The sequence below is a fragment of the Membranihabitans marinus genome, from assembly GCF_019802045.1.
GTDB classification, from domain to species: Bacteria; Bacteroidota; Bacteroidia; order Chitinophagales; family Saprospiraceae; genus Membranihabitans; species Membranihabitans marinus_A.
Window position 1 is genome coordinate 245,907 of record NZ_JAHVHU010000010.1, and the last position, 24,953, is coordinate 270,859.

Sequence of the window (24,953 nt, forward strand, 5' to 3'; positions counted from 1 at the left end):
ATCAAAAATAAAGCTACATATAATTTTTCAGTGTGGAAATTTGTTAATAACCTCTACTGAGGTTGCGATATTTAAAACAAATCAATAAAGATCAATAATGCTCCATTTCGACGAATTATCGGAAGCAACTATCACACAAATATTAAAAAGCGTCAAAGAACAATCTGTCACCAACTTCAGTTTGCCCGGTTCAGGAATGATACATATCGAAAGCAACTTACCCTACCTTATTATTTACCGTAGGCGTGAAGAGGATGAAGGAACGGAACGATTTGTGATTAGTGAATCGTCCTATTTGGTCATTGGTAATGATAATTTTGAAGGCTACCAAAATCTTTTGTTTGCATTGGCTAATCAACTTTCAGAAAAATTTGAACTTTATCTTCTTTTGGAACTTTATGCCGGCGAAAGCAACAGCCATACCTTCTGCATCAAAGGACCTGCCAAGCGACTTACTTCTACCGTAGAGATTTTGAAAGAGGAGCTTCAACACGTCAACCAGTTATATCCAGGTATTGACACCACAGTAGAAATCAAAGATACCACCAAACGCCAGCGCGAAGGAGAAGAACCACTCATGAGCATCGAAGACACTAAAAACTGTGGGGCTGTATTAATGGGTTTAGAAATCCCACCGATTTATCGGACAGATAAAAAGGAACTATATCCGGTGTTTTTTCGAGCATTTCGTGATTTTGTGATCCGAAGCATTCACGTTGCGATATTCGATTTATTGCGCGTGCAGACTTCTTCCGGTATTTCGAGCTATATGGCACTGGGACGTCAATACCTCAATGACAATGTGTATGAGATGGACAAAGCACTCACTGACATCGAGCAGTCCTATCAGTTTTTGTGGTTGGTCTCTCCCTCGAACATTGAGGATATAAAAAACAAGTTCTTTGAGTCAGATTATGAGAAGGTTTTACCTTATCATTACCGGCTGCTGCCCATAGATCCCGATGTCTTGAAAAGAAAGCTCTACAATCTACCCATCGAAGAAATAGCAGATCCGGCTATGGCATTTATCTTTCGGGAGAAACGAGAAGAACTTGATCTGCAAATCACGATGCTGGGCGAACGGGGAAATACTAACTTTTTCTACAACAGTCTTCGACTCTATCAAAATGTTGAAAATGAGGTCTACGAAGAAGCTGTGAGTCTATTAACTACCCTCCCGGAAATTCGACATCAAAAAGATGAAATCATGATCGATTCCCTGGAGTTTAGCAGTCTGGCCCGACGGGAATTCGAAAATTTCAGGAATCAGGATGAAAATTTTAAAACCCAGGTCCATATTCGCTCCGATGTGAATGTCATGATGGTATCACAAGGGGAACTATATATACCAAAAGCCTATACCATGAATGCCACGGAAGCGGAGGCACTCATCCAACACGAAGTGGGCACCCACATCCTGACATATTACAATGGAAGCCAACAACCACTCACGCAAATGCGCACCGGAATGGCACATTATGATCCGCTCCAGGAAGGACTGGCTGTCATGGCCGAATATCTGACTGGCGGGCTGACCGCCAACCGACTCCGAACCCTGGCAGGAAGAGTGGTAGCTGGCCGTGCTCTGATTGATGGAGGGGGGTTTTTGGAGATCTTCAGAGTCCTGACCGATGACTATGGATTCACGCCGGAGCGTTCATTTAATATTACTTCACGAATCATGCAGGGCGGTGGATTTCTGAAAGACATTATTTATCTAAAAGGGTTGATTAAACTGAGAAAACATCTCATGGATGGTGGCGCATATGAAGAACTTCTGGCTGGTAAATTTGGACTCCGTCACTTTGATATCGTAAAAGAATTGACCGAGCGAAAGATTTTGAAAAAAGGCAGGTTACGACCTAGTTATATCCTTGACCCGGATTTCGAAACAAAATTAAATTTAATCCGAAAGGGAATCCCTCTTTCACAAATGATCAAACAATGAAAATATGTTTTGTATTAAATGCCATCGAAACGGAACAATGTGGTACATCGGTAGCTCTGATGACAGAAGCACATACCCGCGGCCATGAGGTTTTTGCTATGGGGGTCGGCGATTTTTCCTTCCGACATCATGCACCGTTGAGCATGTACAGCACGCAATTACCTCCTAAAACCAAAGTGAAGTCCCCCGAGAATTTTCTGGAAGCACTTCAAAGTGAAAAAGCGGAAAAGAAAGAGATCACGGCCGAAGATCTGGATGTATTATTTATCCGCAACAACCCCACCGAAGAAATTTCAGACCGGCGGTGGGCAGAACACGCCGGCGTAGCTTTTGGTCGGATGATGCAACAAGAAGGGGTATTGGTATTAAATGATGCCTACGCTTTGAGTCACGCCTTCATAGATAAATTATACTTTGAAGAACTCCCGGAATGCATCAAACCCGATTCGATCATCACGAGGAATAAAACGGCCATTTTGGATTTTTGGGAAAAACAAAATAAAAAAATAATCTTGAAGCCGCTCGAAGGATCGGGTGGTCGCGATGTTTACTTCATTGATGAGGAGGATCAAAATCTGAACCAGATTATTGATACCATTAGCCAACAAGGTTACGTCATTGCCCAGGAATATTTGCCAGCAGCCAAGGAAGGCGATGTGCGGGTGCTTTTGATGAATGGCCGGATCATGCAAAAAGAGGATCAAATCGCTATGATCAAAAGAGTGGCCGTGGAAGGCGATTTCAGGAGTAATTTTTCACAAGGCGCCAGTGCGGAAAGCAGTGAATACACGGACGACATGAAACGAATTGTAGAACTGACCGCCCCCAAATTGATCCGGGACGGTTTGTTTTTTGTAGGTCTGGATATTGTAAAAGACAAACTCATAGAAATCAATGTTCTAAGTCCTGGCGGCATGAATCGGTTTAGTGAAATCGGACTGCCCCCCTTTACAGATATGGTGATCGATGCCATCGAAAAAAAATTATTTTACAAAAAAATGTACCCGGGCCAGCTCCCCAACCGGATCCTGGCTACCATGGAATAAAAATGAACCGTATGAATCCATCTGAATTGAATGATATTCCCCGAATCATAGGCCAATACAGCGGTAAATCCAAGGGCCCTTTGTTGTTTGTGACTGCGGGAATTCATGGAAACGAACCAAGTGGCATAATGGCACTGAAGAAAGTATTTCAGGAACTGGACAAGGTCCGGCCTGACCTATCCGGAACGATGGTTGGCGTGAGCGGAAACAGAAAGGCGTTAGCTAAAAACGTGCGCTATATTGATGAAGACCTGAACCGGACCTGGACCGAAGACAATATCAATAATCCAGATAAGGACTCCCACGAGCAAAAGGAGATGTTTGAGATCATCGATACCTTGAATCAATTTCCCGCCCATCACTACACCAAACGGATATTTCTGGATTGTCACACGACTTCTTCTGCCAGTGTGCCTTATATTTCGGTCCAGGAGGTGAACAATAATGATGAATGGGCTCATCATTTCCCAACATATATTGTCCGGGGGTTCAGTGATATTATTACAGGAGATATCGATCACTATCTGAGTCGGATTGGTATGACAGGTTTTGTATTCGAGGGAGGAGAACATACAGATATCCGGTCAGTAGAAAATCATGAAGGAATGATCTGGCTTGCATTGCGTGAAGCCTGTGGGCTTGACCTCCAGCTGATCCCGACCTATCCGGAATGTGTAGAAAAGTTTAGTGTAAAAAACAGCCCGTCGCAAAAGACCTTTGAGATCGTGCATCGGCATGGTCTGTCAAAAGACGATGTTTTTGCAATGGAGCCCGGTTACGAAAACTTCCAAAAAATCACGAAAGGAGAACACTTAGCTACACAAAATGGCCAAAGACTGGTCAGTGAATGGGATGCCCATATCTTCCTCCCACTCTATCAGGCCAGCGGGAATGACGGATTTTTTGTGATCCAGGAGGTGGGTAAATGATCTGCTGTGATAGAGTGTAACAAAGGCATCTTGCCTTTGGAAGTCCTGGAGCTGGAAGCTCCAGCTACATTGCACTCGATGCCGGCGCTATTATGCCAGCCTTCATTGGATTTTGTCGGATATATTTTCTTATCGATTCTAAGGCAGATTCATTTCTAACGATATGATCATAACTTTCATGCATCCACAAAATACCTGTTCGACCTTCCTTTTTGTTAAATTCATTAGCAGTAAATGATTTCCACGAATGCAGTATTTTGTCAATACGATATCCTTTTATTGTCTTCACCAATACATGAACATGGTTGGGCATAACCACCCATTCGTCTAAGAGATATCTTTGAGCGTAAAAGTATTCCAAGGCATCTGCTACGATCGCTGCATTTTCTTTCTTTTGAAGCAAGCAACTGCCGTAACCGTTATTCAGCCATTCCTCCACTCTGTCATTGAAAAGCCGGTTGTACTCTTTCCATTCGGACGTCGTAATTCTGGATTTGTCCTTGTGTTGCTTATTCCAGAATACTCTGTCTGATTTTAATTCTTCTACTTTATCTCTGGGAAGAGAATCTGCCAGTCTAAACGTGATAGAGAAATATACATCTTTTTGAACCCAGTGCGGAAGATTCCCTCTGGTGATTATAATTTCATCGGCAGGATTGAAAAAGGAATTCATAATGTAACAAATCTTGCTTTTGGAGAACTAACCTCGTCTCATAACTAAAAGTTCCGAAATCCCGGAGCAAGAATGTAACAAAAGCATCTTGCTCCAATGTAACAAAAGCATCCTGCTTTTGGAAACCCCGGAGCAAGATGCTCCGGCTACATTGAAACCGGCTACATTACTTCAAATACAATACGTCCACCCAACTCTGATACATTCCAAACACCCCATACCCGCCCTCTATATTGGAATAAACCGGGCTTTGCGTGGCAAACGGATCCCCGTAGGCGTTACGGGCATCGGCCACATCCTGCAAGTATTGAGTCAGCCCGGGAGAAAGATGATCGACCCAGAGCTTAATCGCATCGACAAATTCATTCTCTGTACCTGGATGGGGTCTTCCAAAAGTCGGCGCGTTTAATGTTTTCCGGAAAACACCTTCCGGAAAGTCGGCGCTATGGACCAATTCACCGACCGAAAAACGCCCATGCTCCGGATTTCGGCCTTGCATAAAAAACTGACCACTATCAATCGAATAATCCTTCCGGAAGTGATAAGCAGTCTCTAAGTCGGGCATGAGATTGAATTCCACATCGACATAGTTCTTTTCCGGAAAAGTGGTCGTGTCCTGGTAGAACCTCGTTGCGACAATGTCTGGTAAAGACGGCAGCCGGTCCTTTCCGGATTTGAGGATTATTTCTCCATCTTTATCTTCCACTTCCAGATGATAATCCCGGTTCGGAACAATATACAATCCGGCGGTATCCAAGACAAAATGACCTTTATCCTGTTCTGTAAAAGTGTATTTTTTTTCACCATCCTCATATAGAAAAACAGATAGTTGCGGAAGGACGGGAACCGGTTGTGCATTGGTGCTGTCGACCGGCAGGGTGTATTTAATATAGACGTCCCCTCCTTCCTGCGGACTGAGGATGGCGTTGATCGCCAGTGTAGGTTGGTATTCCGGTTTGGTAAGGACATCGGAATAGATCTCGCAGCCGGTTACTGTAAATAAGATAATTATCCATAAACTTGCTATGGCTTGTGGCAAGAACCTCATAAAACTATATTGCCCGCAGATCTCGCAGATTTTCGCAGAACTAATCCTGTTGAAGTGTGGTTTAATCATTTTCTAAAGTTCAAATCCAAGATTAATCGATGGGATAATAGGAAAAATAGAACGGAGCTTCCATTTGTTCCCTCTTCGTTCCAGGGAATAAGGATTTTTCCGGTAATAGGCGTTGTACACATTGAGGCTAAACCAATACTTTTTCCCCGTTTTCTTTGACACCCGGTCCCTTCGCAGACCAATATCCAGGCGATGATAGGCCGGGAGCCGTTCATTGTTGATCCCGGGAAAGGCCTCGTAAGAAGTACCCGTGACAGGATCACCGGGGATCTCCTCATTGGACCAGGTGATCGGCCGCCCGGTCAGAAAGACCCACTGTGCAGACAATCGGTACTCGGGATTGATCTGATACACCAGGAGAGTGTTGAATTGATTCCGGTAATCAAAATCTGCCGGGAAGGGATTCCCCTGATTGAGCGCCGGGAATACCGATTCTGCATTGGCCCAGGTGTAGGCAACGGATCCGTGAAAGTCGCCCGAGGTTTTCTGTATCATGATTTCGGCTCCATAACTTTCTGTGTAGCCACCTTGGAAAAGCGACGATTTAAAATCCAAAATAGTCTGAAAGTCCTTATAAGGAGGGATGTATTTTACCACATCATCCTGTTTTTTGTAGTACAACTCCAGGGAAAGATTATCGATCCACCGCTGCAGGGATTGAAAATAGCCGAGTGAATACTGATGCGACGACGAAGGAAGGATATCCGGATCAGCCAGGACGAAATTTTCAATAAAAAACGCTTCCACATTGTAAGCCACCATATGAATGGGCTGATGCTGGCGGTTGTAAGCTGCATTAATGGTGGTGTGCGGACCAGTCTCCCAGATCAACATGGCTTTGGGTTCGGGCAACCATTCCTGTCTGCCTTTGGTGAAAAAACGAGTGATCCGGCTCCCTCCTTTTATTCGAAATGAGTTGCCCAGCTCGATCTCTGCATCCAGATAAGGAGAGATCAACCAGGACTCCGGTCCCTTGAGATTATCCGTAAAGGACTGGCTTGTTTCACTGGTATTGGTGATAAAAGAGGTATTCTGCTGATATCCAAACCGGTAGGCTAATTGCTCCGCTTCCAGTCCATAATTAATGTTCCAGCTCATGCCTAAGTCAAGACCGGAGTAATATTTGCCATTAATCCGGGCTTTCAGTGAGGTAATGGCATTATCCGTCCGCTGGATATCGTGATCGGTCGAAATATACTGCTCTTTAAAATCATAATGAGTGAGTTTATTATCGGATTCCAGATAATTCCGGTGCCTGGAATAACTCACATGTCCCTGCAGACTGTGACGCGTACTCAGCAACCTGGAATAATTCAATGCGGCGGTCCAGTTGCGGAGACCATACCGGTTTGCACTGTCGTCATCCAGGTTAAAAGATTTTTCATAGTTCCGCCCCAACATAATGTCGCTGCCATGATACAGCGATAAAGACAGTGAAGCATCATCCTTGAAGCGGTGATCGATCTTGGCATTGAGGTCATAAAACGTATAGCCGGGAACCGAGCCTTCGGTTTTTCGGTTGTTGATCCGGATTCGTTTCGGCAGGAAGAACAGATCGAGTAGCGTGGTGCGGGCACCGAGACTGTATGAAGTTTTGCCGTTATCAAAGAGCGGACCCGATACATTGACCTTAGAGGTCACAATACCGATATCCACCGTACCATCGAAGTGCTCTTTATTCCCGTTTTTGGTCCGTACATCCAGCACGGATGATAAACGGCCGCCATAGAAGGACGGCCAATAGCTCTTGTAAAAATCCACCTGGCTGATCAGACTGGTATTGAACAGGGAAATAAAGCCGGCTGCGTGATTGACATTGAACAGCGTGGCGCCGTCAAATAGCATCAGATTCTGATCCTGCTTGCCGCCACGGACAAAAAGATGGGAATACCCTTCCCGCCCGCCGGTCACTCCCGGTAGAAAGGTGATCGATTTCAGCACATCGGTTTCACCGGTCAATCCGGGCAAGGCCTTTAGAAATTCCAACGGTACATTTTGAAGACCTAGTGCGGCTTTTTGATTGAAATTTTCCTCGCCAAATACCACCACTTCATCCAGGATACCGGGCCTCATGGGAACTACATAACGCAGTACATCCTTTTTGATCACCAGGTTGGTATCGCGAAAACCCACGTAGCTGATCCGGATGGTATCACCGGCAGAAGCTGCTATCCGGAGATAGCCGTCCTCATCGGCGATGGCGTATTTCCGACTTTGCCGGTTCTGGCCATAGGCTTGAGCCAGTGATTCTGTGGAGCTTTCACCGATGACCCTGATCTGGCGTTCCTGGCCGGATAAAGTGGACATCATCGTCAGCAGCAGAAATAAAACGATTACATTATATTTATATGCCATAAAATGATCGGTTTTTTGCCATACTGCGTACCGCGGCACGCGGTATGAATTGAATATTATATAAATAACAAATGACTCCAACAGGTGATTTTCACCGAGCCTTTCGCATGTTTGTATAAGCGAGATAATAACCTGACAGTGTTTCGATAAAATATAATTTTAGTAAAAGAATGTGATTTTTGATTCTCTCGTTTTTAGCATTTATAAAGAACCTGTCAGCGTTTGTGAGAAATCAATTAAAACACTGACAGGTCAATTAGTAGCAACTTAACCAGTTATTGCAAAAACAGAATCTGTTTTCCATAAATCAATTTTAACCCAGACGCTGTCAGGTTAGCCTTCCACTTGATACAGATATCCGAGGTTTTACTCATTGCGTTTTTTTCGAGAACGACCTGTTCAGTTTATACGCCACATTGACCAAAAATCCAAAGTCAGAATAGGGATTGCCCTTTACAATTTCACCACTTTTATTCCGGCTTCGTGATAAATAGAATCGTCCATCCAGCGCTTTATACCCTTTGACATCAATGCGAATCCGATCTGTAACCGGAAAAAACAGACCGGCTTCGGCTGTAGCGATCATATTATTATCATAGAAATCTTCAAAAAATTGATCTAAGTCCGGATGATAAACCTGGCGGGCTAATCGAAAGGATAGGTTCATGCCAGCCATCAAGCCCATAAATCCAAAAGCATTATACCTTATCCTCGCCGGAACATCCAGGAACCAGAAAGAATGTGTATACTTTACAGACCTATCCAGCGGAACTTCACCCCCTATAACCACGATTGGATCATCACTATCACTTCTCTTCATTCTATAAAACCTGGACTGGGCAAAAGCAGTTTCCAGCCCGACTTCCCAGGAAAGATCATTGGTGATGGGTATAGGGCCGTCGATCGTAAGCCCGGCACTAAACCGGTATCCGGGAAAGTAATGGTCCGTATCTCCGTCCAGCAAAACAACCCCGCCTCCTGCATTCGCATTGAGGTTGATTTGGCTAAAAGATGTTCCAATGCACATTATCATCAAGAATAGCAGGAGGCTATATCTATGCTGTTTCATTTCAAAATATTTTAAGAGTTAGTAAAAGACCCAAATATTTATATTCCCAGGGAACATTCTCCTTAAGTACCTTACCACCAATCAACTCCTGCCAATTTATGGCAAGACTTGTGGATCAGAGTAAAGGCAGTACGCTAACTCGCAAGCTAACGCTGCCCCATTGGGGTGCCTATGGAATGGCTCGTCCAGGATAGAGAATAAGAATTTTAAGTTTATAGCTGATAACCATCTACTTACATTCAATGACTACTTGTTCAACCGGTAAGCCATGTTCACCAGAAATCCATAATCATTATAGCCATCACCATTTTGGATTTTTCCATTCTGATCTGTATATTGGGATCGATAAAATCTTACATCAAGGGTTCTATACGCTTTCACATCAATTCGTATTCGATTATTTACGGGAAAAAACAAACCTGCCTCACCAGTTGTAATAAATTTTTGTCCAAAGAACATATGCGTATTTTTTTCTATACTCGGAATATAAACCTTTCGGTCAATTAGAAATGAAAGATTCATTCCAGCTATAAGGCCCATAAAACCGAAAGCATTATATCTTAACCGTATCGGAATTTCAAGATTCCAAAATAGATGTGAAAGCTTTTGAGATTTATCCAGAGGATAATGACCATTGGATACTTCATGACTTCCTCTTTCCAATTGATAGAATTTTGATTTCCCAAACCAAAATTCTATCCCACTTTCCCACATCAGATCTTGTATAAGGGGAATCTCCCCATCGACAGTAAGTCCGCTCCTTATTTGGAACCCTGGCAGGTATTGATCAAATACTCCATCAATAATTATAATACCGCTGCCAAAGCTCGAGTTAAGGTTTATCTGACTTAAACCAGTCCTTGTGAATGCCATTATAAATATAAAAGATAGTATATTGATATATTTATAATTCTTCATGATCTGCAATTGTTTTTCTGAAAATAAATCCGTCAGAGATTTGCAATAAAATCCCCACAATATGTTCCTCTATACTATGCCTCTTACCCGTCTGCATTGGGACATTGTGAAGAAGGGAATCCACAGCAATGTACGGCATATTTATTCCAGTCTAAATAATCACTAGTCGCTTTACCTTTACGATAATTAAAACTTGGTTTAACATACAAAGATGGTGAAGTATCATCTCCGCAATCTAGAAAGGTAGACATTTTATGAACTGGGATATTATTAGAATCGTTAATTTGATTGGTAACTGTGTGGATTACATTGTTGTTATCAGTCACTTGCCAACTGCATTCCATCCATTTTAATTTTGCATCGTCATCTTTCCAATTTCCCCACATGTTCTTTTTTTTCGCATACTCAGTGACTTCTACTAATGTGTATTTGTTACCATTCCAATCCTCATCTCTTACTTTAAATCGATAAACAACTCTTTTGTCTCCAACTGTTCTTGGAACTTCTAAGTTTACACATCCACTTCTTAATATGACTTCGTCTATTGATTGCTCATTTAAATTAATGACTATCCCTTTATCAATATCTGATTCTTTCATAGTTCTTGCAATAGAAATTTTTGAACGATCCCCATCTTTTATCGTAATAGTCCGATCACTATCCTCTTGCACAAAGGCTTTCCCAATATGAAAAACTCCATTTCGATTGGCAAAGTGCCGTGCATAGGGATCTTCAATAACCGGTTTCACTTCGTCATTTTCGATTTTTACAACGTCACTATATTCATTCTCCCACTGCTCTAATTCATCTCGCGTTTTCACATTGTCCAGAGCATTATTGGCTTCTTTAACCCAGCTTCGTAAACTCTTGAATCCCATACTTTTCTCCCATTCCCAAAATTCAGGTTCAGGTAGATTAATAATCTCAATAGCATCTTTCCGGAATGCTTCAGCATCCACAAAGTGTAATTCGCCATTCTCTACTTTAAACTTCTCTGAAGTGGCATCCTTTTTTAGATTTGATGAGACGATGGATTTTTCTTTCTCACATCCCGTAAAGACAAAGAGAACGGTCAGCATAATCAACAGTAAACGCGCCGGCCATAAAAGTTGCTTAAGCCGGTAGGTCGGTAGGTCGGTAGGTCGGTAAAGTTGTGTAATTTTTCACGACACGTTATTTTAAGAGGTTAAAAAATAGGTGTTCTGATGCAGTTTAATTCATATATGAAGTGATTCAATATACCGCAATATTTTACATACGGACTAATTTTTCCGGAATTGATTTTATTATTTAACATTTAGACCAATAAAATCTCAGCCACGTCAAATGATTTATCCATAAATGAAATTTGGTGACCGGGGATGTAAAGCATTCGTTTCTGGTATAGATCATCTACCGGTTCCTCATAGACTTCTATACATTTCCTGTTAAGATTAATAATCCAGTAGACAGGAATAACTGCTGATGCATAAAGTGGAAGTTTCACCTTGCTGTCATAATCATGAGAAGAATCGGATACCTCAACTATCATCAAGACATCAGAAGGTCCTGGGTGAGCTTCAAAATAATTATCCTTGCTTAATTTCAATAACGCAATATCAGGTTCAGGTTCATTCCACTGGTCTATATGAATAGGTTGCTGACTGCTAATAATGATCTCATCTGTAAAGGAGCGAGCTAGAATGGAGGATAATTGTCTTACAATTGCTGCATGATTACTTCCTATAGGGGCCATATTTATTATTTCACCGTTGATTAATTCTATTTTCTCATCCGGGCGGAACACACCGGTCTCTCCCATTTTATAGTACTCTTCCGTATTGATCAATCGCTTGGTGACTAATGGTGCCATGGTATCATTCTATTTTGTTCTGTTATGTCGCTAAATCTGAAGATCTGTGGTAAATATACGAAAATGTAACAAAAGCATCCTGCTTTTGGAAGTCCTGGAGCTGCCCCATCGGGATCACTCAGTGAGAAGCTCCAGCTACATTGCACTCGAAGCTGGCGCTATAATACCAGCTTTTATTGGATTTTGTCGGATATATTGTCTTATCGATTTCAACGCAGATTCGCTTCTAACGATATGATTATAGCTTTCATGCATCCACAAAATACCTGTTCGACCTTCCTTTTTGTTAATCTCATTAGCGGTAAATGATTTCCACGAATGCAGAATTTTGTCAATAGGATATTCTTTTATGTTCTTCACCAATACATGAACATGGTTGGCCATGACCACCCATTCGTCGAAAAGATATCTTTGCCCGTGAAAATATTGCAAGGCATCTGATACGATCATTGCATTCTCTTTCTTTCCAAGCAAGCAACTTCCATGGCCGCCATTCAGCCATTCCTCTACTCTGTCATTGAAAAGCCGGTTGTACTCTTTCCATTCCGTCTTCGTGTACCTGGATTTGTCGTTGTGTTGTATATTCCAGAATACCCGGTCTGACTTTAATTCTTCGACCTTTTCCCTGGGAAGGGAATCGGCCAGTCTAAAAGTGATAAAGAAGAATACATCTTTTTGAACCCAGTGCGGAAGATTACCTCTGGTGATTATAATTTCGTCTGCTGGGTTGAAAAAGGCGTTCATAATGCAACAAAAGCATCCTGCTTTTGGAGAACTAACCCGGTCTCACAACTAATAGTTCCGAAATCCCGGAGCAAGATGCTCCGGCTACATAGTAACAAAAGCACCGCGTCTGCATGGGCATGATCGTGCTCCCATGTAACAAAAGCATCTTGCTTTTGAAAGTCCTGGAGCTGCCCCATCGGGATCACTCAGTGAGAAGCTCCAGCTACATTTACTTCCGTTCTGCCAGCTGGTCCTCCCCTCTTACCAGATTAGCTTCGTGCTCTTCCACCAACAGGCGGATCTTTTCCAACACCTCCGGGTGTTGATCGGCAACGTTGTATTTTTCTGAAGGGTCGTGATTCAGATTGAAAAGCAATGGGGGGTCATGCTCTTCCCGCGGTCCAAACATACCATATGCCCCCTGCGTGACAAAATGTGCCTTAAAGTCCCCCAGCCGTACCGCACACAATTCCGTTCCCCGGTAATAAAATACCTGATTTCTCTTACTGTATTCCTGGCGGTACAGCACCGGCGTGAGATCTACCCCATCCATCACTCGATCCTCCGGGACTGAAACGCCAGCCATCGTACTGCAAGTGGTAAACAAATCCATCGTAGAACCTAATCCTGTAATGATACCCGGATCAATACGTCCTGGACTCCAGAATATAGTAGGTACACGCATCCCGCCTTCCCAGGTCATCCCCTTGCCAGCCCGCAACAAACCCGCGCTACCTCCGTGGGTCCGATACGACAGCCAGGGGCCGTTGTCCGAGGTAAACACGACGATCGTCTCCTCCGCAATACCTTCCTGCTTCAAAGTAGCCAAAATCTGCCCCACCCCGTAATCGATTTCCTCGATCACATCGCCATAGAGACCTCGTGCACTGCGATTCCGGAAAGCGTCCGACACAAAAAGTGGAATATGAGGAAGATTGTGCGCCAGATATATAAAGAAATTTTCATCCTTGTGTTCCCGTATTTTCTTAACAGTCTCTTCCGTGTATCTTTTGATAAGTGTATGCTGATTGACGGGGCGCTCCACTACGGTGGTGTCCCTCAGGAGTGGTACATTATAATATTCCGCGGGTAAAGTATCAGCCATTTCCCAATACCTTTTCTCTCCTACATAATCCATGTCGTTGGAGTAAGGGATCCCAAAATAACTGTCAAATCCTTGGTTTGTGGGTAAGTATTGCGGATGGTGACCCAAGTGCCACTTGCCGACGCAGGCGGTCGCGTACCCTACTTGCTTTAGTTGTTCAGCAATGGTGATCTCGTGGGTCGGAAGACCATGAACAGAATTGGGAAACAAGACCCGGCTCTTATCACTGCACATACCATTTCGAACAGGTAGACGCCCTGTCAATAGTGCGGCCCGGCTGGGCGTGCATACACTGGCACCCACATAAAACTGGGTCCACTTCTGCCCTTCTGACGCCATCTGATCCAGGTTCGGAGTCCGTATCGTCGGGTGACCAAATGTACCCAGATCACCGTACCCCATATCATCGACGAAGATGATTATAAAATTGGGGCTGTCCGCTGGATCAGTCGACTGGGATAATGCATGGTCTGCCGAGGCATAAAAACACAGCATACCCACTACTATCTTTAAAATATTGAATTTTATCATCATCGTAATTTATTTTAATAAATCAAGACCAAACAAAAGTGGGCTGATGTTCACCAAGGTATGGATCAGAGCGGCATAGAACACATTTTTGGTTTTCCAGTAAACATATCCATACGCCCATCCGGCCAGAATGGCGAACCCCACAAATATTACCGAACCGCCATGAAAATGCACCAAACCAAATACGACACTCGTGATGGCCATGGCCAAATAATGATGTTGATATCCTTTGAATATATTGGACATGAGATAGGCTCCGACCAACAGCATCATCGTAATCATCATGGGAAACCAAACCATTCCATCCTTCATCATGACACCGGTCAGTAAAGCCAGCAGAGTCAACACAACAAATCCTGCAATCCAAAAAATTAGGGGGTTGGCAGATTGCCTGATTTTCCGAGCCAGCATATTTTGTAAGAGTCCCCGGAAAAACAATTCTTCAAAAAGAGCTGTATGCAAGTAAATGGATAGAAATCGGATTAATATACGTTCCCAGTTCCCCTCATGATTGCTCCCAAACCCTTCGTAAACCATAAACTCCAGGTAAAATCCCAACACCAAAATGAGTCCGATATACAAAGCCCAGACCCAAAGTGTCGTCCATAGTTTCCGCCATGAAAGATCGATCCAAAAACCCACTCCGGGCAACCGGCGCACCACCACAAATGCATACACCGTCACCATCATGATCATCATCCGATACACCGAATCAAAATGAACCCCCTCGATGGGCAACGACGTACGTTCTGGTAAATCGACAAGCGTAACCGGCCAAAGCAATAGCAAAAGAACACCCAAGTCCCACCAGGTGACGGTATTGTACTTTGGTGATTGGTGAAACAAGGCCAAAACGGGGAAGAGCACCAAATAAGGCATTAAAAGTGAAGCCCCTTCCATCACCGGCTGGCCATTCAATGCGGCATAAAGATAATACAATACGAGCAGCACAACCGGAACAATCAAGGTTTTGGAGATCGACTTTTTTGTTCCATAGCGAATGCCCTGGCTGATCGACGGCAGGCCCAGCGAGAACAACAATCCGGTAAACAGTATAAAATAAGGTAAATCAATCAGATAAAAAAACCATTGGCCCTGGCCCCGATTAAAAAACAACCACAACAAAGTCAGCATTAGGAGGACAAGAAGCGTCGAAAGATTTTCCTTTTTCACTATTGTACTTTTGGCGATTTGCTATGTAAACATGCGATTCCAATCCGTTTAAAATCCGCAAAGACCAAATTAACAAATATTTTCAATTATACCATTTGTATTTGATAATGCCGTATAAAATTCTGTATATAGATAAATATTTTTAGTAAAAAACGGAGTGTACTAACGACCAAAGTTTACCTCCCGTTGCGAAGTCTGTCGTTGGGACACATCTTTTTTAAAGAATATAATACTGGTTAATTCTAATTATCTTATGTCCTACAGCGTACCTACAGCACGCTATTTAATGTTACTGCTTATATTCTACCCATACTTTGTCTCTCTGGGACATTTTCGGAGAGTGCCGTAGGTTCTCATTATGGGTAGCAAGAGAGTAGAATTGTTAATTTCCGTGCCGAAGGTACGGTTCATGAAGTGAAACAGCAGGAAATTATAAGTCATATTGTTTTTTTTTGATGTGTACCAACGTTAGGTTCCGAAGTAGGGAGATGTCCCAACGACCAACAGGGAAGCATCCCATCGACCAACAGCGAAGCACCCCAACTACCAACAGCGAAGCGTCCCAATACCTATTTCTTAGTCACCGTCTCATTGAACTCGAGCTCCTCAGAAATACCATGCAGTTCTGTTTCCAGGATGGCTTCGTCAGCCACCCGATCTATTGGCGTGTACGAAGAGGTATTCTCACCTTTAAAAGGTTTGTTGGTGATGCGATTGTATACGCTAATGATGGACCACCGCGGATGATCACTCAGGTTGGCGTCAGATCGATGCAATAAATTGCAATGAAAGAACAGGGTATCCCCCGGTTCCAGCTCGACATACACTAACTCCAGTTCTTTGAGCGCTTCTTCGACACGTTCCATATCAGCTCCCACTTGTTCACCAGAAAACCCATGGTTGATGCGATCCATCTTATGCGATCCTTTGATAACTTGTAAACAACCATTTTCTCTATTGGCCGGACTTAGCGCCGTCATCACACTGATCATATCCGGGAACAAAAATCCATCCTTGTACCAGTACCCATAATCCTGATGCCATTCCCAAGCACCTCCTTTTTTAGGCTCTTTTTGCATCAGCTTGGTGTGAAAGTGAGCCACTTCTGTATTCAATAATGCCTCTGCACCACCCACGATTCTTTCCCCTCTCGCCATCAGACTGTAAATACTGTCATCAAGATTGTACCAAAGGGAAAGTTTGGTTCTCAATCCATCGGCATCCCCCCGGTCTATTGCTTTCTTTTGCAAAACATCATCGTGCTGTGCCATCCCATAAATCCGATCAATTTCTTCGGGTTGGAAGTATCCTCTTACGATCACATAACCGTCTTCCTCAAAATTCTTCTTATCCGTCTCTGATAATCTTTTGTAGTTCACTTTTTAATAATTTACACGTTAAAGCTATAAAATTAATGCTTCGGTAACCTTACCAATGCATCCACCAAGATACATGATTTTATAAAAAACGCATAGTATTTCCTTAAAGTCTATAAATAACTATTTTGCAAACCCGGCAAAAGGGTCCAAAATAAGTAAAAAAGTCGGGGGCAAGATTAATTCGTCGTTTCCGTGATCAACTTCCATCCGGCAAAGCAAAAGCTACGTAAGCGTCTCCGGAAGCCGTCTCCAGCTTACTTCCTCCACAAGCAATCACTACGTACTGAATGCCATCAATCATATAGGTACTGGGCGTCGCAAATCCGGAGGCAGGAAGCGTCGCCTCCCATAGCAATTCCCCGTTTTCTTTGTGAAAAGCCCGGAACCGATTGTCTTTGGTGGCAGCTATAAACAAAACACCGCCTGCGGTGACTAAGGGTCCGCCATAGTTTTCAGTTCCCGTTGGCTCGTCGATGCTCTGATTTTCATAAGCGGGGAGATCACCCAACACTTGTTGCCATCGGTGCTGCCCCGTTCCAATATCGATAGCGGTCAAGGTGCCCCAAGGTGGTGCGATACCCGGATTCCCTTCGCTGTCCAAAAACTTTTTGTACCCATCAAACTGCCAGGGCACGTGTAAGTTGTCGGGAACAACATTCTCCACCAGTTCACTTTTTTCTCCAGATAAAAAGTTAATGATCGCAGCGATCTCTCGTCCCTTGAGTTGGGGAAAACCCACCATTCGTCCTTGTCCTGATTTTACAATAGACTGAATCTCCAACGCTGACATCCGCTCGTGGATACCTTGCAAAGAAGGATAACCACTCTGCGGAAGTCCGGACAAATCAGATTGATGACAGGCGGCACAGTGGGTTTTATAGAGCTTTTGTCCCAGATCAATCCGCTCAGCTGCTTCTTTTCTTTCGCTTGGACTCAAGGTGAAAATCCAGGCCATTTCATTGGAATTCACATAAAGGGTACCTTCGGGGTCAACGGCGGTACCACCCCACTCCGCACCTCCGTCACACCCGGGGAAAAGGATGGTCGGTGTCTCGCTAAGTGGTACAAATGCACCTTTATGTGCAGCCTGGAAGACTTTCAACAGTGAATCCCGATCCGGAGAATTGGGGTTGATGTCGTGTTCTGTTAACGTTTGTCGGCTAAACGGTTCAGGCCAGGCCGGCAAACGTTGGACAGGCCAGGCCGATTCTTCCGGAATCACAGACGCGGGAACTTCTATTTCTTCGATGGGGTAAAGTGATTCCCCCGTTGCCCGGTCAAAGACGTACAAATGACCGGTTTTCGTGGTCTGTGTGACCACATCCACTTTTTCCCCCTGATGAATGACCGTTGATAACGCCGGAGGTGCCGGCAAATCCCGGTCCCATAAGTCATGGTGCACGAATTGATAGTGCCATATTCGCTTCCCGGTTTCAGCATCCAGAGCCAATAACGTATTGGCAAATAAATTCTTTCCGGCGCGGTTTCCCCCAAAAAAATCAGGTGCAGCAGATCCCGTCGGCGCATACACAATTCCGCGCTCCCGGTCAATCGCCATCCCCGCCCAACTGTTTGCGCCACCGACAATGTGATTCTCGTACGCCGATTCTGGCCAGGTTTCGTGACCAAACTCTCCGGGGAAAGGGATCGTGCGAAATTTCCACATCAATTCGCCGGTCACCACGTCAAATGCTTGTATATAGCCTGGCGCTGAGCCTGCACTTTCACTCAACGCCAATGGCATAATAATCACATTTTTATAAATAGTTCCCGGGGTTCGTGAAACAACATATTTGTCAGATACATCCCCGTCCAACCCTGATTTGAGACTCACCCGACCTTCATTTCCGAAGCCCGGGATGGGTTCTCCCGTTTCCGCATCCAAGGCATAAAGCCATTCTCGGTAGGTTGTAAATATCCGTTGGTCATCCCCGGAGTTCCAGTAAGCGACACCACGATTCCTCAAAATCTTTTTATCCTCAGATGGAACAAAACGCCAAAGTTCGTTTCCTGTAGCACCATCAAGCGCCATAACTTCTTTTGTGGCTGTTAATCCATATAATACGCCCTCAATGATCAACGGATTGCATTCCATTTCTCCGGAGTCACCACTGTGGTAGGTCCATGCGGGTTCAAGTTGATGTACACTGAGCGTATCGATCTGATCCAAAGGAGAATAGATATTCCGATCACCGCCTCCCAGGTATTCGGGCCAGTCATGCAATCGCTTGTTCTCATCGTGTTCACAACTAACCAGTAGCAGGGCTACGAATAAAAGATGGAGCGATGGTTTCATTGGCGTCAAATAATTTATGGCGTAAAGCTAAAGACAACCCAAATCCCTTTTATTGTCGTATAAATGTTTGCACATTATTTGGGAAAGGGACCGTATTCCCATTGGTTTCTGTTTTTGTACTTCCCAGTCCGCCTTCCGGGGTGGGTGCAATGGCGTTAATATAGGGCTCCGTTTGTACAATTTCTACTTTAATCACATAATTATCCTGTGCTTTCACGATACCACTGAATGTTTTATCGTTGGGCTGATCCTGAGACAGTGTGAGGGTCCAAATGTTTTCTATACCAGAATCCGCCAGGGTATATGTACCCTTCATCGACTCCGATTCCCCGGCTGTATTGACAATAGTTAATTCGTACGTTTTATCCGGATGGAACACGGCGGTAATTTTTCGTGCAGAAAACAACTCTTTCCACGCCATGGCCAGATTATCACCTTCGGACACCCAGGAACTCTCAAAGAAATCATCGCACAACGGGCAATCGCCACCACAATCAATGGTGTACTCTGTATCTCCAAGGATCCCATCGGAACAACTTTCTCCACCCGTTCCTTCCTGACATGAAACACCCATCATCCACAAAATAGCAAATAAGATAATAGCTCTGAACATAGCATTTGGTTTAACATGATTAAAAACTCTAATATAAGAAAACGAAACGCTCGACAGGTTAATTGTAAATGATAAATTATAAATAGGATGTAAGTTGATGGAGCATCGATTATAATACCCTTTGAATTAATAATTGCCGCATATAGTCCGAAATATTCTTTGATGCTCTTCGTCAAAAATACTCGGTGTAAATCCAGGTACACCTCCGTTTTTTCCTCGAGAACCTTTTAATATTTTCAAAATCTTATACGGCATCATCAAATACAAATGGCATAAGAGAAAAACAGAAACCCCACATTCGACTTTCTTTAGAGGTTCAACTGTCTTGGGTCGATTAAAAGAAATATTGCATCTTTGAAACCGGTAATTCAGTATAATAATAATGAAACTATTGCTTTTCAAAATTCTAACCTGCCTCTTATTTGCTTTGGGAAATGTAACTACTTCCCAAGCGAATAGCGTACCCATTCACCGCAATGATTCTGCTTCTGATCAAATCAAAAGGCAAGGAATAATAGACATTACGCATCAGGAACTCCACCTGAGTGTTGACCCGGCCAAACGTTATATCAAGGGGCGGGTCCGAACCACGTTTCATGCGATGGAGGAACCTGTGTCATCTATTCACATTGACCTGCATGATGATCTTTCCATTGATAGCATTGTAAGTCGGACCGGAAAATCTCTTTCTTTTATCCGACAAGAAAATCTCACAACTTCCATAGCGCTTGCGGATACATTGACGTCCCATCACAGTACAAGCATCACCATCTATTACCAGGGGGTTCCACCCGAAGATGGCTTTGGGGCGTTTGTTCAATCCACACACAACAATACGCCGATTATCTGGACACTTTCAGAGCCTTATGGGGCGCGAAACTGGTGGCCATGCGCACAAAACCTGGAAGATAAAATAGATTCTCTCGATATGTGGGTTACCGTTCCGGTAGGAAATAGAGTGGCCGGTAATGGCTTATTAATTTCTGAGAAAAAAATTGGTCAAGATCAAACTGTTTTTCACTGGAAACACCGGTACCCCATCGCCACCTATCTGGTGGCCTTTGCCGTCACAAATTATCAGGTTCACGAGTTCACGATTCCTCTAAAAAACGGTGCACTCCCCATCCTCAATTATCTGTATCCGGAAGACTATGACCGACACAGCCAAAATATTGAAGAAATCCTGCCGGCCATGATGCATTTGTTTGAAGAACTTTTCATTCCCTACCCTTTTGACCGGGAAAAGTATGGTCACGCACAATTTGGTTTCGGAGGTGGCATGGAACATCAGACCATGAGCTTTATGGTCAATTTCAGCTATAGCTTAACCGCACATGAATTGGCTCATCAGTGGTTCGGCGATTATGTCACCTGTGGAAGCTGGAAAGACATATGGCTCAATGAAGGATTTGCCGGCTACCTGACAGGATTGGCATATGAGCGAATCCTGCAAAATGGAACCTGGGAAAACTACCTCGCCTCCTCAATTCGCAGCATCACAAGCCAACCCGGCGGGACTTTGCTCGTCTCCGACACCTCCACAGTTGGTCGAATTTTCAACTCCCGTTTATCGTACCAAAAAGGAGCCATGGTTCTGCATATGCTTCGATGGATCCTGGGTGACGATGATTTTTTTGAAGGGGTCCGGCAGTATTTACTGGACGAAGACACGCAATACGCGTTTGCACGGACAACTCATTTAAAACACCATCTGGAGAAGGTGGCCGGGATCAATTTAGATGAATTCTTCAATGATTGGTACACCGGCCAGGGCTATCCGTCCTACCAGGTCCAATGGCAGCGTACTGATGTAGGAATTAAACTCCATGTAAATCAAATTTCCTCACATCCATCCGTACCATTCTTTGAATTACCGGTGGAATTTGGTATTTACGGTCCAGAACGAGACACCATGATACGTTTAGACATCAGAGAAAATTCTACAGAATATAGAATCGAGATTCCGTGGCACGTGGATTCTATCGCGGTCGATCCGCAGCATTGGCTCGTTTCCGCAAACAACACGACCGAATTTCTCACATCCACTGATACGTCTCCGCTGGAATCAGAATATCGCATCTATCCGAACCCTTCTCCTGGCAAAATAACAATAGAAGGTAGCGGGTTGGGGTCAATTAAAAAGATTTTTTTATACACCTCCACCGGAAAACCTTTAACCAGCTTCACGCCCCGGTTCAAAAATGAGAACTCGATGCAATTGCAAGTAGTAGATCAACCACCCGGCCTATATTTTATCGTCATTCATAATGATCGGGAGGAGAGCACGGTGCATAAGTTCATTCTAAATTAAATTGATTCCCAGACATATGATGAAAATTTTTAAGATGAAAAGGAGGTGCAATAGGATAAGTCAGAAAAGTTTTCGAAATTTGCATCGATTTTTCGAAACCACTTAATTCAAAGAATATGAAATTTTATGCTTTTCTGGTTATTACGACAATAGTCCTTTTGGGGTACGGCTGTAAGAGTGATAGCGATCAGAGTTCCGCCACTTCATCTGGGAGCGGCAATGCGGATCCTATTGAATACTTGGGAACCGGCGAGCCCAAGTACAATTTGTACATCGCTGAAACGACAGATGAATTCAAAGATGCATCGATCGACGCATGGAGTTACAAAAATGGGCGATTTGACTTTGAGATCGGGGGGGATTCTTATGAGTTGAAAGCGCAGACTTCTGATCAATCTTCCCTCATGTGTGCTAACTCGGACCAGGGGCAGCATTTACATATCATCGTGGACAGCAAACCATATTCCGCCCAATACACGTCCTCCTTTGATTTTGACATCTCCAATGGTCAGCATCATCTTTTGGCATTTTTAGGAAAGTCGTACCATGAAAGCATTAAAGAACCAGCCGCTCATATAGCCCGTCTGGTCGATGTAGAAGACGGTAACATCACCAATGAGTGGAACATCCCGACACCCACCTTATTCTACAGCAGACCCAAGGGTACCTATGTCGGTAAGGATGCGAAAAAAATTCTTATCGATTTCTACCCGGTTAATATCAATATTGGCGAAGATGCCAAAATCATGTTACAAATAAATGGTGAACAATACTACTTGTATGAATGGCATCCATTCTTTATCGAAGGTCTTCCTTATGGTGATAATACTATTGGTATTCAATTGGTTGACCTGAACGGCCAACCCATCAGTGGAGTGATTACCTCGCACTACAGAAAATTCCGATTAGTGAAAGATCCCGCTGAGGATATAAAAAACTAAAATAATTCTCTCAAAATATCTGGTAATGTCCGACGGGGTTGATATATTTGCAATCTCAAAATGACATGGTGATTGTAGCTCAGTTGGTTAGAGCGCCGGATTGTGGTTCCGGAGGTCGGGGGTTCAAATCCCCTCAGTCACCCTCCCATTATCAAGCCCTGAATAGTAATCTATATCAGGGCTTTTTTTTGAATACTCCTTTGAAGTTATTTGTACCAACACCACTTCACAATTAATCACTCCCTTTCAGCCAATCGAAGTCCCAGAATTTGCCGGTTGATCGGTTATTCTGTTTTTTGCCCCGCTTCTTCTTATTTCCTTTATTCTTATCTTTTCCGAATCCCAGTTTTTGAAAAAACTTCCCTCTATCCCGGGGTTGTTTCTTGAGAATATATCGAAGGGTAAAATCGGAGCCAATCCGCAGCTTCACATTTTCGGATCCAATGCCCACCATTGGGGTCAGATTAAAAGAGAGATTGGTCTTACCCAATGATATTTCAGCCCCACCCTGAAGGATCACCCCCCCAAAGTCATTTAATTCCACGTCGTCATAAAAGCCATAGTGCAATCCGCCGCCCCCATAAAAATTCAATCCCCGGCTGATGATCTTCCGGTGATATCGTCCTATCAGACTAAGTCCGCCTTCATTCGTCCAGAGATTTTTCGAGATAATTCCTTCCACGGAGTATTGTTGTTTGGGACTGTAAACGGCGCTGATTCCCATGTGTTTGCTTAGTTTCAGACCGGCAGCCCATCGATACGATTGGGCTTGGGTCGTTCCCATTGAGGTCAAGAAGAGCAAGGAAAAAAGATAAAACAGGCTTTTGGGCATGGTGGATGTTTAGTAATATATACGAGCAAAAAGAGGTTTTTCGTATGGAAAGATTTGACAGATGTTCAAATGTCCATTGATAGCCAAATTCGGAAATCAAGAAGTATATTTATGCCTTTTAGTAGAGCATAGAAGTACGACATATCAGTTTGTGTCCATTCAGCTGGGCGGATATATATTTGATGCCTACCGGAAGCAGTTAAAGAATAATGAGGATCCTCTGATTGTTGTGATACCTTTTCTTTATTATCACGGAAGTGATGAATGGACACCTCCGGAAATGACTGATTTATTTGAATTAGTCCCTCTGTCTCTTAAAGACTATATTCCGGTATTCAAAATTTTATTTGAGAACATTCAGAATTATAGTGATAGCCAGATCCGGCAGTTGGGTAGTGGATTATTTACCTCCGCCTTATTGACTCAGAAGTATTCAGACCGGCCAGACTTGTTGTTGGAGCGATTTAGCCAGATATTTTCGATTCTCGGATCTTGGAAAGACCGGAACTTATTCAATACATTGGTTGATTACTATATCGAATTAGTGGAGGCAGAAGAAGAAGAACTTAATCTTTTAGTAGAAAAAATACCTGATATTATGAAAACAGAATTTGTTAGTTTAGCCGACAGGCTAAGGGAAACAGGCCGAAAAGAAGGGATGGTTAAAGGTGAGGAGAAAGGAATAAAAAGGGGAATGAATATAGAAAGGGAACGCAAAAACCGGACAGCTACGGAAAACATGTTGGATAAGGACTTTGATGTTTCCACGATTTGCGATGTGTTAGAAGTAACCCTGGAATTTGTAGAAAAAGTAAGAAAATCGATGAAGGATCAAGACAAATAATACATCTCTAAATCTTTCGCCATCATAACTCCATCGCATCCGGGAAAAATAAAGTTTGTCAAAAAACAGTATAACACCTCCTTTGTGTCCCAGGCTATATTTGGTATTAAATCACAAAATCTGAAAATAGGGGACTGTAAAGTATTTTGTGTATAGCCCCCCGCCCCCGGCCGGGGGGGGGGCTGAAAAATTTTTTTTACATTTTTCCGCCCCCGATCATTGGGATTCATGATTTGTAAATCTTATATTAAAAATTATGAAGAACCAAAAAGTAGACGAGTTACTAGACTCAATT

Annotated in this window: 20 protein-coding genes and 1 tRNA gene; 7 read left to right on the plus strand and 14 right to left on the minus strand. The window is 43.4% G+C overall.

What is annotated here, in order from left to right:
• Positions 1–97 precede the first annotated feature (97 nt).
• From KUV50_RS12175 to KUV50_RS12185, 3 genes are read left to right on the plus strand one after another with little or no spacing between them, the layout of a single operon-like run.
• Positions 98–1,948, plus strand: coding sequence for a flavohemoglobin expression-modulating QEGLA motif protein (locus KUV50_RS12175; protein ID WP_222580432.1), 1,851 nt, complete (start codon positions 98–100; stop codon positions 1,946–1,948).
• Positions 1,945–2,994, plus strand: a complete 1,050-nt coding sequence (locus KUV50_RS12180; RefSeq protein WP_222580433.1) for a glutathione synthetase — start codon at positions 1,945–1,947, stop codon at positions 2,992–2,994. Before KUV50_RS12175 ends, KUV50_RS12180 begins: the two co-directional genes overlap by 4 nt.
• Positions 2,995–3,005: 11 nt before the next feature.
• Positions 3,006–3,923, plus strand: coding sequence for a succinylglutamate desuccinylase/aspartoacylase family protein (locus KUV50_RS12185; protein WP_222580434.1), 918 nt, complete (start codon positions 3,006–3,008; stop codon positions 3,921–3,923).
• 64 nt (positions 3,924–3,987) lie between these two features.
• Here the strand turns inward: KUV50_RS12185 and KUV50_RS12190 are convergent, their stop codons facing one another.
• The 13 genes from KUV50_RS12190 to KUV50_RS12250 all read right to left on the minus strand — a co-directional run bounded on the left by KUV50_RS12190 (position 3,988) and on the right by KUV50_RS12250 (position 19,730).
• Positions 3,988–4,596, minus strand: a complete 609-nt coding sequence (locus KUV50_RS12190; RefSeq protein WP_222580435.1) for a transposase — start codon at positions 4,594–4,596, stop codon at positions 3,988–3,990.
• A 166-nt stretch (positions 4,597–4,762) separates the two neighbouring features.
• On the minus strand, positions 4,763–5,644 hold the full coding sequence (locus KUV50_RS12195; RefSeq protein ID WP_222580436.1) for a DUF4249 family protein: 882 nt from the start codon (positions 5,642–5,644) through the stop codon (positions 4,763–4,765).
• A 72-nt stretch (positions 5,645–5,716) separates the two neighbouring features.
• Positions 5,717–8,068, minus strand: a complete 2,352-nt coding sequence (locus KUV50_RS12200) for a TonB-dependent receptor plug domain-containing protein (RefSeq protein ID WP_222580437.1) — start codon at positions 8,066–8,068, stop codon at positions 5,717–5,719.
• A 370-nt stretch (positions 8,069–8,438) separates the two neighbouring features.
• Positions 8,439–9,137, minus strand: coding sequence for a hypothetical protein (locus KUV50_RS12205; RefSeq protein WP_222580438.1), 699 nt, complete (start codon positions 9,135–9,137; stop codon positions 8,439–8,441).
• Positions 9,138–9,383: 246 nt separating this feature from the next.
• Positions 9,384–10,055, minus strand: a complete 672-nt coding sequence (locus KUV50_RS12210; protein ID WP_222580439.1) for a hypothetical protein — start codon at positions 10,053–10,055, stop codon at positions 9,384–9,386.
• A gap of 83 nt (positions 10,056–10,138) precedes the next feature.
• Positions 10,139–11,134 (minus strand): hypothetical protein, encoded by a 996-nt coding sequence (locus KUV50_RS12215; RefSeq protein WP_222580440.1) that lies wholly within the window; start codon positions 11,132–11,134, stop codon positions 10,139–10,141.
• Between the two features lie 218 nt (positions 11,135–11,352).
• Positions 11,353–11,907: a Uma2 family endonuclease gene (locus KUV50_RS12220; protein WP_222580441.1), complete on the minus strand. Its 555-nt coding sequence runs from the start codon at positions 11,905–11,907 to the stop codon at positions 11,353–11,355.
• A 135-nt stretch (positions 11,908–12,042) separates the two neighbouring features.
• Positions 12,043–12,651: a transposase gene (locus KUV50_RS12225; protein WP_222580442.1), complete on the minus strand. Its 609-nt coding sequence runs from the start codon at positions 12,649–12,651 to the stop codon at positions 12,043–12,045.
• Positions 12,652–12,862: 211 nt separating this feature from the next.
• The gene (locus KUV50_RS12230; protein ID WP_222580443.1) at positions 12,863–14,272 is read right to left on the minus strand and encodes a sulfatase; all 1,410 of its coding nucleotides are present in this window, start codon (positions 14,270–14,272) and stop codon (positions 12,863–12,865) included.
• Between the two features lie 6 nt (positions 14,273–14,278).
• Positions 14,279–15,442 (minus strand): type II CAAX prenyl endopeptidase Rce1 family protein, encoded by a 1,164-nt coding sequence (locus tag KUV50_RS19595; protein WP_222580444.1) that lies wholly within the window; start codon positions 15,440–15,442, stop codon positions 14,279–14,281.
• Between the two features lie 569 nt (positions 15,443–16,011).
• Positions 16,012–16,821: a phytanoyl-CoA dioxygenase family protein gene (locus KUV50_RS12240; RefSeq protein WP_222580445.1), complete on the minus strand. Its 810-nt coding sequence runs from the start codon at positions 16,819–16,821 to the stop codon at positions 16,012–16,014.
• Between the two features lie 196 nt (positions 16,822–17,017).
• Positions 17,018–19,117 (minus strand): PQQ-binding-like beta-propeller repeat protein, encoded by a 2,100-nt coding sequence (locus tag KUV50_RS12245; RefSeq protein WP_222580446.1) that lies wholly within the window; start codon positions 19,115–19,117, stop codon positions 17,018–17,020.
• A gap of 49 nt (positions 19,118–19,166) precedes the next feature.
• On the minus strand, positions 19,167–19,730 hold the full coding sequence (locus KUV50_RS12250; RefSeq protein WP_222580447.1) for a hypothetical protein: 564 nt from the start codon (positions 19,728–19,730) through the stop codon (positions 19,167–19,169).
• Between the two features lie 382 nt (positions 19,731–20,112).
• Between KUV50_RS12250 and KUV50_RS12255 the strand changes: the two genes are divergently transcribed.
• From KUV50_RS12255 to KUV50_RS12265, 3 genes are all read left to right on the plus strand, one after another.
• Complete coding sequence (locus tag KUV50_RS12255) at positions 20,113–22,041, plus strand: M1 family aminopeptidase (protein WP_222580448.1); 1,929 nt, start codon at positions 20,113–20,115, stop codon at positions 22,039–22,041.
• Between the two features lie 116 nt (positions 22,042–22,157).
• On the plus strand, positions 22,158–22,982 hold the full coding sequence (locus KUV50_RS12260) for a hypothetical protein (RefSeq protein ID WP_222580449.1): 825 nt from the start codon (positions 22,158–22,160) through the stop codon (positions 22,980–22,982).
• A 68-nt stretch (positions 22,983–23,050) separates the two neighbouring features.
• Positions 23,051–23,124 (plus strand) — tRNA-His (locus tag KUV50_RS12265).
• A 90-nt stretch (positions 23,125–23,214) separates the two neighbouring features.
• Here the strand turns inward: KUV50_RS12265 and KUV50_RS12270 are convergent.
• Entirely contained in the window at positions 23,215–23,814 is a 600-nt protein-coding gene (locus KUV50_RS12270; RefSeq protein WP_222580450.1) for a hypothetical protein, read from the minus strand.
• Between the two features lie 61 nt (positions 23,815–23,875).
• On the opposite strand from KUV50_RS12270, the gene KUV50_RS12275 reads away from it, so the two are divergent.
• Positions 23,876–24,658 (plus strand): Rpn family recombination-promoting nuclease/putative transposase, encoded by a 783-nt coding sequence (locus KUV50_RS12275; protein WP_222580451.1) that lies wholly within the window; start codon positions 23,876–23,878, stop codon positions 24,656–24,658.
• Positions 24,659–24,953: the final 295 nt, after the last annotated feature.